This window comes from Bacteroidota bacterium (genome assembly GCA_030706565.1).
Taxonomy (GTDB): domain Bacteria; phylum Bacteroidota; class Bacteroidia; order Bacteroidales; family JAUZOH01; genus JAUZOH01.
This window is the reverse complement of the sequence record JAUZOH010000116.1, coordinates 1-10,325: the sequence shown is the minus strand read 5'-3', so window position 1 is coordinate 10,325 and position 10,325 is coordinate 1. Positions and strand designations below refer to the sequence as shown.

At 35.7% G+C, this 10,325-nt stretch carries 9 protein-coding genes; 4 read left to right on the top strand and 5 right to left on the bottom strand.

Features of this window, described 5'->3' with window-relative positions; translation table 11 throughout:
• Together Q8907_07860 and Q8907_07855 are read left to right on the top strand one after the other, a co-directional pair.
• The coding region (locus Q8907_07860) for an ABC transporter substrate-binding protein (GenBank protein MDP4274176.1) at positions 1-277 on the top strand (277 nt) is incomplete at its 5' end.
• A 224-nt stretch (positions 278-501) separates the two neighbouring features.
• Complete coding sequence (locus Q8907_07855; GenBank protein ID MDP4274175.1) at positions 502-1,281, top strand: serine protease; 780 nt, start codon at positions 502-504, stop codon at positions 1,279-1,281.
• 35 nt (positions 1,282-1,316) lie between these two features.
• Here the strand turns inward: Q8907_07855 and xseB are convergent, their stop codons facing one another.
• The 5 genes from xseB to Q8907_07830 form a co-directional block, all read right to left on the bottom strand.
• The gene (xseB, locus tag Q8907_07850; GenBank protein ID MDP4274174.1) at positions 1,317-1,565 is read right to left on the bottom strand and encodes an exodeoxyribonuclease VII small subunit; all 249 of its coding nucleotides are present in this window, start codon (positions 1,563-1,565) and stop codon (positions 1,317-1,319) included.
• A 5-nt stretch (positions 1,566-1,570) separates the two neighbouring features.
• Positions 1,571-4,168: a tetratricopeptide repeat-containing sensor histidine kinase gene (locus tag Q8907_07845; protein MDP4274173.1), complete on the bottom strand. Its 2,598-nt coding sequence runs from the start codon at positions 4,166-4,168 to the stop codon at positions 1,571-1,573.
• A gap of 101 nt (positions 4,169-4,269) precedes the next feature.
• On the bottom strand, positions 4,270-5,670 hold the full coding sequence (gene xseA, locus Q8907_07840; protein MDP4274172.1) for an exodeoxyribonuclease VII large subunit: 1,401 nt from the start codon (positions 5,668-5,670) through the stop codon (positions 4,270-4,272).
• An 8-nt stretch (positions 5,671-5,678) separates the two neighbouring features.
• A complete protein-coding gene (locus tag Q8907_07835; protein MDP4274171.1) occupies positions 5,679-6,476 on the bottom strand; it encodes a toxin-antitoxin system YwqK family antitoxin in 798 nt (265 codons plus the stop codon).
• A 184-nt stretch (positions 6,477-6,660) separates the two neighbouring features.
• The gene (locus tag Q8907_07830) at positions 6,661-7,509 is read right to left on the bottom strand and encodes a helix-turn-helix transcriptional regulator (protein MDP4274170.1); all 849 of its coding nucleotides are present in this window, start codon (positions 7,507-7,509) and stop codon (positions 6,661-6,663) included.
• A 333-nt stretch (positions 7,510-7,842) separates the two neighbouring features.
• On the opposite strand from Q8907_07830, the gene Q8907_07825 reads away from it, so the two are divergent.
• Together Q8907_07825 and Q8907_07820 are read left to right on the top strand one after the other, a co-directional pair.
• Complete coding sequence (locus tag Q8907_07825; protein ID MDP4274169.1) at positions 7,843-9,162, top strand: TolC family protein; 1,320 nt, start codon at positions 7,843-7,845, stop codon at positions 9,160-9,162.
• A gap of 8 nt (positions 9,163-9,170) precedes the next feature.
• A complete protein-coding gene (locus tag Q8907_07820) occupies positions 9,171-10,226 on the top strand; it encodes an HlyD family secretion protein (protein ID MDP4274168.1) in 1,056 nt (351 codons plus the stop codon).
• Positions 10,227-10,325 lie beyond the last annotated feature (99 nt).

Sequence of the window (10,325 nt, the reverse complement as noted above, 5' to 3'; positions counted from 1 at the left end):
TTCTTTGTTTTACAGCAAAAATCTGAGTCCTGGCGGTCCGAATACCACCCATTTTACCAATCCTTTATTTGATCAGTTATATGATAAATCCTTAAAGGAATTTGATGTGCACCACAGGATAGCTTATTATAAGCAAATGGATAAAATGATCGTTGATCAGGCTGCGGTGGTGCCTTTATACTATGATGTTGCAGTAAGATTTACCCAGAAAGATATTTGGGGCTTGGGCATCAATGCGATGAACCTCCTCTGTCTCAAGAAAGTAAGAAGAGACTAAGCACAATATTATAAATAATTGAAAAATATTTAATGTATATCCGATAAAATAATGAATTTAAACTTATTTTTGCTTTGCTCATCAAAAAACGGGGGACTTTTAATTGAGATATTGACAAATTTCATTTTTTTGTATTTTGAAATTTAAACTGTTTTTTGGATGAAAATGGATTGAATCGGAAATAGAAGAAGGGGAAAATTCAATAATAATTTAAACTGGTAGGTATGTACAGAAAAGTGTGGAAAGCTTGTCATAAGGCCATTTGCTGTATTAATTTTCTAAGCAATGAAGGAATAACCTTTTATACATTAACAGGTTTTAAGGTCGGAAATTTGATTATTTCTGACGAGTATATATACAAAATTCTAAAGGCTAAAGAAGTACATATTAAATTTGTAGAGAGCGATGGCTATACGGTTTATGCAAGTGCTTCCATTCCATTCTGGGAATTTCAGGACAGGATTTTGGAAAACCCCGGTGATAAAAAGAGAAGTTTTGTGTTTATTAAAATAGATGGTTTAGGCTTGGATAATGTTCCTTCTCTTAAACTTTCCAGTGATGAAGAAGAAATCGGACAACCCTTGGCCGTGGTTGGTTTTCAGTTGGGGCAACAAAATTTAAGTATTAAAAGTGGCATTATCTCCTCTTTTTTTGTGGATGTAAGAAATAGCAAGCAATATATACAGTTTGAATCTACCATCAGGCAGGGTAATTCAGGCTCCCCTTTAATTAATGTGGAAAATAACGAAGTAATCGGCATTGTGGGGCACAGGCTTTCAACCATTACACAATCCTACGACCAGCTGATGAAGGTCATCAATAAAAACCTTGAGGTACTTAAAGATGTGGAAGGTATCTTCAATTTCCACGATGTGGATCCCATTCAGGTACTTATTGCAAACCAGCAACAAATAAAGCACCTTACAAAAGAGTATTATCAGAGTGCCAGCATGAGATATGGTTATGCTACTGAAATCAAGGAAGTTACCGGTTGTATGGCATAAACAGAACAGGTGTTAAAAATTTCCTGAATTTTTAGCTATTCATCTTCTGTTTCTGTTGAACCGGAAGGTGAATTATCCTTTGAATTATTATCTACTTCTTTTAAAATTTTATTTACTTCCTGTTCTGTAGTATGCAGTTTGTCTTTGCATGTTTTGATCAATGAGGCCACCCGTTTAACTTTTACGGTGAGATCATCGACATCCAATTCTTCGTTTTCTATTTTTGAAAGGATATCTTCTATTTCTATTATTGCTTGTTGATAGGTGATTTCTTTTTTTGGCATAATTTTTAGAGCTTGTGATTTCCATACAAGACAAATTTAAATATTGTTTCCTGATTTAGCCCATTTTCTACCCATATTTTTCCCTGATGTTTTTCTATGAATTCTTTGCACAGCAACAGGCCCAGACCTGAACCCTTTTCATTGTTTGTTCCTTTTTGGGTGAAGTGGCGATCATTCTGGAATAAATGATGCAATTCTTCCTCAGTCATCTCTTTACCCTGATCAGCAACCGTCACTTCGGTCTGGTCAGATTCCTGTTTACAACTGATTTTAATCGTATTGTCGGGAAATGAAAATTTAATGGCATTGGAAATTAAGTTTCTGATCACCGAAGAAATCATCTCTTTGTCTGCAAAGACCTCTGCTTTCTCAGGTAGCATGACATCAAACTGTATACCTTTATTTTCGGCATTTTGTTTGAAAAGTTCAATGTCTTCTTTGATTAAATAACTTAAATTCATATTGGCCGGGGCAAAGCGGTTATTTCCCATTTGGGATTTTGACCAGCTTAGCAGGTTTTCTAAAAGTTCAAACAGATTTTTTGAACTTTCAAAAATCAGATTGCAATATTCCTTTATGGTTGCAGGTTTTAGATTTTCACATTGTTTTGCCAGGATTTCTGTTATTCCGAGAATACCACTAAGCGGGTTTTTGATATCGTGGGCAATGACCGACATAAACTTATCTTTAGTCTCTATCAGGCTTTGCAGTTCTATTTCATCTTGTTTAAGTTTGGTATTGGCTGCTCCGATAAGCCTGTATTTTTCCTGAAGTAAAGTAGTCGTTTTCTTTTTAAAAAGATTTTGGCGATAAATGAAAAATCCAAATATAAAAGCCAGCAGGGTTAAAAGAATGACTGAATTGCGAAAAACAACCTGTTTTTCTAATGCCAGGCTTTGAATTTTTTCTTCCTGTCTTTGGCTCTTTTCAATTTTTTCAATTTCCCTTTCTTTACTTTCTATTTCAAAATTCATTTGTTTCTCCAAAATAGTCTCGCTGTTATGTTTATTCAGCATAGATTCATTTTTTTGAACAAACAAACGGTAATAATTTAATGCAGAAGCATAGTTGTGTAATTGGTCATTATATTGATATAAGTCGAAAAACGCTTTTTTAACCAATTCCTCATTATTTGTTGCCTGCCCGATTTTCAATGATTCATCGAACAATTTTTTGGCTTCTTTATAGTTGTCTTTTTTTAGATAAATTTCTCCTATTTTTCTTGAACTTAATGCCTGATTGTATTTATCCCCTGTTGATTTTGAAAATGAAAGGGTATGGTTAAAATAATTTAAGGCTTTAGGGTAATTTCCTGAATTTGAATAAAGATTGCCCAAATTATTGGTAACAGAAATAATCAGAGCTGAATCCTTAAGTCCTTCCGACATTTCAAGGGCAAGCATATAATATCCAAGGGCCTGTTCGTTTTGGTGCAGATTGTCAAACGCCGTACCAATATGGTTCAGGGAAATGATTTGCTCGCGTCTGTCACCCTTTTGTTTTCTTAACTTCAGTGCGCTAAGATAAAAGTTGAGTGCACTTTTATAATCTGACAGATTCATATAGGCATTGCCAACGAGGTTAAGCAGTGAAGCTATCTTTTTGTTGTCTCCCTTTTTCTGGTATATTTGTAAGGACTGGCCGAAGTATTCCAATGCTTTGGGGTAATTTCCCAGCTTATTATAAATATTCCCTATGTTATTGAAAGAGTTGGCTATACCTTGAATATCATTCTGTTCTCTTCGTAAAGCCAAAGATTCCAGATAATATTCCATTGCATTGTCATATTTATCAGTACTCCAGTATAAATTTCCTATCAGGTTCAGGGTAGTTGCCATCAGTTTCTTATTATTAAGCTTACGGCTGTTTTCAAGTCCTTTTTTGTAGAAACTAAGTGCCTGATCGTTTGATTTCATTGCCTTATAGCAATTTCCAATATTGTTGATTGAATTAACCAGTTCCGGACTTTTTATTTTTTCCCGTATTTTAAAGGACTTTTCATACTGTTCAATGGCCTCCTTGTATTTCCCTGTATTAAACCCAATATTCCCAATGTAATTCAGGGTGTTGGCTTCGCCAGCTGCATTATTTACTTTACGGAAGATCGCCAGGGCCTGATTATGCATTTCCAAGGATTGATCATATTTTCCTTTATCTGCATATACCAATGCTACATTGTTCAAAGTGTTGGCGATGTCATTTTTATTTTTTTCAAAGGAAAGGGCTTTTTGGTAGAATATCATGGCCGAATCGTACCTGCCTAAATTATAATAAGCTGCGCCCATGTTATTTAAGGCTTTTGCTATTTCTGAGGGGCGCTTCAGTTCTATTGCAAGGGCATAGGCTTTTTCCCCATATTCCAGGCAATTTCGCGGATGATCGGGTAAATAACTTTTGGCCGTGGCATTTAATTCTTCCGGTTTTAATTTGTTAACCCGGTGAAGGGTTATTTTTAACAGGAAATTTGTCTGTACCTCAGCTGTACACCTACATTCCCCTAAATAGGGGAAAAGCAAAACAGCTATGACAAACAAATGTTTAAAGGATAAACGTTTTGGGTTAAAACGAAAATAAGAGATAAGGTTTTTTATTTTTTTTATCATCGTTTTTAATTTGGTTATCGATCAGTAAAAATCATTAAATAAAGGTTTATATGTCTGATTCATATATAATTATGATATCTGTCAGGTATTTTGTTTCTGAACTACTTTTCAGATTTATTTTTAGTCGTTGTAATGTATGAAACAGTACTTGTAATTTTTCCTTCATATAAATGGGTTTCAATAACATCGTTATTTTTTAAACCTTCAGTTTCTTTTACCAATTTCCCATTGCAATAGGTCAGGCTGTATCCTCTCTTCAATATATTCCTGGGATTCAGAAAATTATTTGTCTTCTCGGCCATTTCAAGTCTGTGATTCTGGCGCTCGAAATAAGGTTTGATAATGAATTTCAGCGACGAATCTGTCTTTTCAAGAACCTGGTTTTTATGTAGCAGGAGTTTTAGGGTTGAAGACTTAAAATTCATCAGGCTGTTAAGCAATTGCTGTTTGTGGGAAAGCAGCAGCTTATTTACTGAAGTCTCATAACGCTGGGTGGTCATCTCCAGGTTGTGTGAAATTCCCGACATCCTGAAACGGATAAGGGAAGGCAACTGGTCGGTTAAATTTGAAATACGGTTTTTCTGACTATCCAGTAATGACAGCACTTTAGAAGAAAACTCCTGATTCAGTTCGTCAAGGCTGAAATCAAAGGCCGAAATTCGCGAAACGATGAAATCGGCCACCGCTGTGGGAGTCTTTAATTTGGTATGAGCCACCATGTCGGCGATAGATTCGTCGCGTTCGTGGCCAATTCCTGTCAGTACGGGTATTGGGAATTGTGCAATATTGTATGCCAGCCAGTAATTGTTAAAGCAGCTCAAATCGCTTTGCGAACCTCCGCCTCTAATAATGACCACTGCATCATATTTCTGATGTTCTTTGTAAATCTTATCAAGGGCATTCACTATTGAGCTTTCAGCTTCATTTCCCTGCATGATGGCAGGAAACAGGGTATGGTTGATGGCGAACCTGTTGGGATTGTTGTTTAGATGATTGACAAAATCCCCGTAACCCGCGGCTGTCTTTGATGAGATAATTGCAATATGCTGGGGAACCAGGGGCAGGGCTAATTCTTTGTTCATGTTTATAACCCCCTCATATTCCAACCTTTTGATGATTTCCAGTTTTTTCCTGGCCAGATCACCCAGGGTATAACTGGGGTCAATATCTTTTATGTTGATGCTCAAGCCATAAAGCTCGTGATATTCAACCGATCCTTTTACCAGGATCTTTAATCCTGTTGTAAGAGTTTGACCAGTAGTAGTTTCAAAATACGGTTTGAGCATCCTGAAGGTGGAAGACCAGATGGTCGCTCTGGCTTTGGCCACGATCTGGTCTGAATCGGTTCCTTTTTCGATTAATTCCAGATAGCAATGCCCGCTGTAATTTACGTTTATTTCCCCTATTTCGCCAATAATCCAATATGAATCAGGAAAAGCAGCGGTTAAGGCCTCCCTGATACTCAAATTAAGTTCTAATAGTGTTAGCGCGTTTTCGGGCATAAGCAATTTTATTTGTCAGGCACGAAGTCATTTATATCCGGTTCAGCAAACTTCCCTTTGTTTTCTTCAATCATCCTGAAGTATTCCTGTTCCTTTTCGGTTAATTCCTTCTCATTTGAAGCTTTGCCGTTGACATATTCAACGGTTGAAATCAGCTTGCCTGTTTCGTCGTATTTAATCCATTTCCCGGTCATTATATCTTTGAGGTAATATCCTTCCAGTTCTATCTGACCATTATCATAATAAACACGGAACAGGCCTGTTTTATTGTTGTTTTTAAATGTCGTCAGGCATTTCATTTTCCCATCCTCGTAATATTGTTTGCGTTCACCCTCTTTCATTCCTGAATTCCAGTTCATCTCTTCACAGATTTGCCCCATAGGATAATATTTGTACGAAATACCCTGTTTTACTCCATCTTGATAAGTCTCTTTATTGGTCAGGGTTTTATCATAATAGCTGTAATAGTTCCAGGTACTGTCTTTTTTGGTTCCAATGTATTTGCCTTGTGCAGCAAGTTCTCCATTTTCGTAAAACAGTTTTGCTCTAATGGTCATTCCGTCTTGTGCATAATTCAGGATGGCTTTGGGCGTGTTGTCTTCAAAATATTTTTTGAATACCCCCAGCGGTTTGTCATTTTTAAAATATCCCTGGTATTTGATATGTCCGTTAGGATAAAAGACTTTCCAGTATCCCTGTTTCTGTCCTTTGGAATTAGTCTGGTTGAACAATGTATCTTGGGTATTCATTTGAGCAAAGGCATTGAATCCAATTAAACTAATGAGGCAAGCAAAAAATAAACGCATAATATCTGTTTTTTAAATAAAAATAAAATAAAAAAGAATAAAAAATAAGATGTTTAATCAAAAATAATTAGTGTTCAGATACAAAAATACCCCATTGAGGAAAATTGTAAGTACTTTTAACATAATTTTTGTTTTAAAAATTATTAAAAGGTAAAAAAATGTTTTTTCTGATTTCAATTGGAGTTTACTTATCTCTATAGTGTTTGGGTGTCATTCCTGTTTGTTTTTTAAAATATTTGCAAAAGAAAGACAGGTCCGGAAAATTTAAACTCTCTGCTATTTCCTGTAAGGATTGTGTCGTTGCCTTTAAGCGTAATTTTATTTCAGTAATGGTGTATTCATCAATGACTTTTTTAGCTTTCTGTCCATTCACTTTTTCGGAAATGATAGACAGGTATTTCGGGGTAATATTAAGCTTATTTGCATAGAATGCCACTTCTCTGCTTTCCCTGTAATGTTGCATTAATAAACTGATGAATTTTTTCATAAAGACTTTACCTCGGGTGTCTTTTATTGGATTTTTCAATAATTCGTGGTGCAGGTTATTATATATTTCCAGGTAGAAACATCGTATCAAGCTTAATATTATTTCGTTCCGGCAAATATTGGCGCGATCTTTAAATTTTTCATCAAGCATGGAGATTAATGCTACATTTTTAAGAAATATTTTGCCTGAAAACTTAAACGTAGGGTATTCTTTTAGAAACATTTCAAATTCAGGAGGAAAGCGGAATAGTATCCGGTCAAGTATTTCATTTGAATTCGTGAAATACATCAGTTTTAAATCCGGGCTTGCTTCTATCTGTCTGATTACCTGCATGGGAAATACGGATAATATCATCCCCTTTTCAAGGTGGTACCTGACACAATCAATTTCAATATCTGCATTCCCCTTTAAAAACAGGCAAATAATCCCAAAATTATTGCGGGATGGAGAGTTTTCGACTGGTAATCTGTTGCAGGATAAGTTAATATTAAAGTTTTCTTCAATTACCAGGTCCGATCCCCATAAACTAAATTCTGTAAGTTGCATTTCCTTAAATATTTCTTAATAAATTATTGGTAAAAATGACAATTTTTTGTGAAAAATTGAAAAGCTTTTCTCGTAAAATATTTTGTTCTTTTGTCGGGTAAATTATTAGATTATGTGTAGAGTAAGAACTATCCGGTTAAATTTTTTTTGTTTTAAAGTATTTGTGAAATTTCCTTTATTGACAACTGTATTTTACTTACCTGATTTTTCAATATTATTTATGACTTCATCTTTGGTGGTTTAGATAATTATTGGGATCAAAATGATCTTGAATCATTTTGACCTTGATTTTATTGATAATACTCTAATCCATAATCAATTAATCATATTTTGATGATGAATAGGATAAATGCTTTTACAGCAATTGCATTGTTTTTGCTGTGTTCGGAATTTTTATTGGCTCAAAGTACTATAAAGGTTTTAAGTGTCGATGAAATGTTCAAATTGGCGGCAGAGAACAGTAAACAACTTAAACTTTCCAATGCCGGGATAGCTACTGCAAGAACGGCAACCGATGTTGCCAAAAATTCCCTTTTGCCCTCTATTGGAACCTCTTTGTCGGTTTCATACATAGGTGATGGTTTTATAACGGACCGCAATTTTTCGCACCTGACTAATGCACCCATGCCTCATTTTGGTAATGATTTTGCTCTGGAAGCCTCGCAGGTGATTTATGGAGGCAGGACCATTTCGAATCAAATTGAAATTGCAAAGCTTAATGAACAAATTGCCCAGTTAAGTTTTAACAAAGAGCAATTAAATGTCAGGTTCCTGTTGATAGGATATTATCTTGAGTTATATAAATTGATGAATCAATGGGAGGTATATGTTAAAAATAAGGAACAGATCTATATATTAATTGAGCAGATAAAAGCAAAGCAGAAAGAGGGAATGGCTTTGGGCAGTGATATTACCCGGCATGAGCTGATGCTTCAGAATATTGAATTTGCGTTGATCGAAATTGACAATAACTGCAAAATCATAAATAATCAGCTTGTTACGACCTTGGGGTTATCCGATTCGACAAGTATCCGTCCTGATACTTCAATTCTCAGCCTTGATTTGATCAGAAGGGAACAAAATGACTTACTGAAAGATGCATTGGGCAATGTACCAGAGTTAAAAACAGCTGATCTGAACATTCAGATTGCTGACAAGAATGTAAATATGGCCAAAGCCAATTATTTGCCTTCCATATCCTTGTTTGCCGGAGATTATTTTAACGGTCCTATTTTAATTGAAGTTCCACCAATAAATAAGAATTATAATTACTGGACTGCAGGAATCGGGCTGAAGTATAATTTATCTTCTCTTTATGCTGCAAAACATACGGTTAGTCAAGCCAAGGCTACACAGGATCTGGCAAATTCGGCAAGAGATGTGATTGAAGAAAAAACTGAATTGGCTGTGAAATCAGCTTTGATTAAATACAATGAATCATTTGACCATCTTAAAACTACAGAAAAAAGCTATGCTTTGGCGCGGCAAAATTACGAACTGATACAAAACCGGTATTTGAACAACATGGTTCTTATAACTGAAATGCTGGATGCCGGTAATTCTAAGTTGGATGCAGAACTTAAGGTTGTAAACGCCAGAATCAACATTATTTATAATTATTATAATTTGAAATATACCTCAGGAACATTATAAACAAAAAAATGAAACAGAGAGTAAAAAGAATATTGTCAGAAAGCATCATTATTGCTGTAATCCTCATTGGTTTAATTTGGGTATGTTCCCGTTTTATTCACCTGGGTGATGTGGAATATACCGATAATGCTCAAATACGTCAACAAATTGTGCCGGTTAATTGCCGGGTACAGGGATTTATTAAAAAGATCAATTTTAGTGAATATCAAACGGTACACAAAGGGGATACGCTTGTTTTAATTGAAGATACCGAGTACAAATTACGTCTGGCACAGTCAATAGCTGACTATCAAAATGCTTTGATCGGAAAATCTGCCATGGGAACGACCATTACCACAACGAAAAATAACCTGTCGGTTTCTGATGCGGCCATTGAAGAAGCCCGTGTCCTAATGGTGAATACGAAAAATGATTTTGAGCGTTATAAAAATCTTTTAACCAAGGATGCGGTAACTAAACAGCAATATGAATCAATGAAAGCTTCTTATGAAGCCCTAAAAGCCAAGTATGATATGCTGGTTAAGCAAAAGGAATCTACTTCATTGGTAAAATATGAACAGACTCAGCATCTTGACCAGCAAAAAGCCAATATTGCAGTTGCCAAAGCAGCTGTTGAACTGGCCAAACTTAATTTATCCTACACGGTAATTACCGCACCCTGCGATGGGGTTGTAGGCCGTAAAAATATTCAGGAAGGGCAGTTAATGGATGTTGGTCATACTGTGGTATCAATTGTGGATAGTAAGGATAAATGGATCATTGCCAATTACAAAGAGACCCAGATGCAGCATATTCAGGAAGGAATGCCGGTTGATATTGAAATTGATGCCGTGCCTCATGTTATATTTAAAGGAGTGGTGTATTCCATTTCTGATGCTACCGGCGCACAATATTCCATTATTCCACAGGACAATTCTGCAGGTAACTTTGTAAAAGTCGAACAGCTTATTCCGGTTAAGATAAATTTTGCCCAAGGTAATTCTTCGGCAGATTTAAAGAAACTGCGTGCAGGCATGAACGTGGAGTGCAGAGTAAAATATAATCAGCATGAGTGCAGTAGATAACAAGCCTTATCGATTAATGTCTTTTAAGGAATTTGTTCCGGAAACTTTACGATTTTGGATTTATATTATTTGGGGGATAATCTTTCAATTGTCCGGAGG

Excerpts from the sequence above, each read along its gene's own strand:
- Q8907_07855 (MDP4274175.1), top strand. The coding sequence starts at position 502 with ATGTACAGAAAAGTGTGGAAAGCTTGTCATAAGGCCATTTGCTGTATT.
- xseB (MDP4274174.1), bottom strand. The coding sequence starts at position 1,565 with ATGCCAAAAAAAGAAATCACCTATCAACAAGCAATAATAGAAATAGAA.
- Q8907_07845 (MDP4274173.1), bottom strand. The coding sequence starts at position 4,168 with ATGATAAAAAAAATAAAAAACCTTATCTCTTATTTTCGTTTTAACCCA.
- xseA (MDP4274172.1), bottom strand. The coding sequence starts at position 5,670 with ATGCCCGAAAACGCGCTAACACTATTAGAACTTAATTTGAGTATCAGG.
- Q8907_07835 (MDP4274171.1), bottom strand. The coding sequence starts at position 6,476 with ATGCGTTTATTTTTTGCTTGCCTCATTAGTTTAATTGGATTCAATGCC.
- Q8907_07830 (MDP4274170.1), bottom strand. The coding sequence starts at position 7,509 with ATGCAACTTACAGAATTTAGTTTATGGGGATCGGACCTGGTAATTGAA.
- Q8907_07825 (MDP4274169.1), top strand. The coding sequence starts at position 7,843 with ATGATGAATAGGATAAATGCTTTTACAGCAATTGCATTGTTTTTGCTG.
- Q8907_07820 (MDP4274168.1), top strand. The coding sequence starts at position 9,171 with ATGAAACAGAGAGTAAAAAGAATATTGTCAGAAAGCATCATTATTGCT.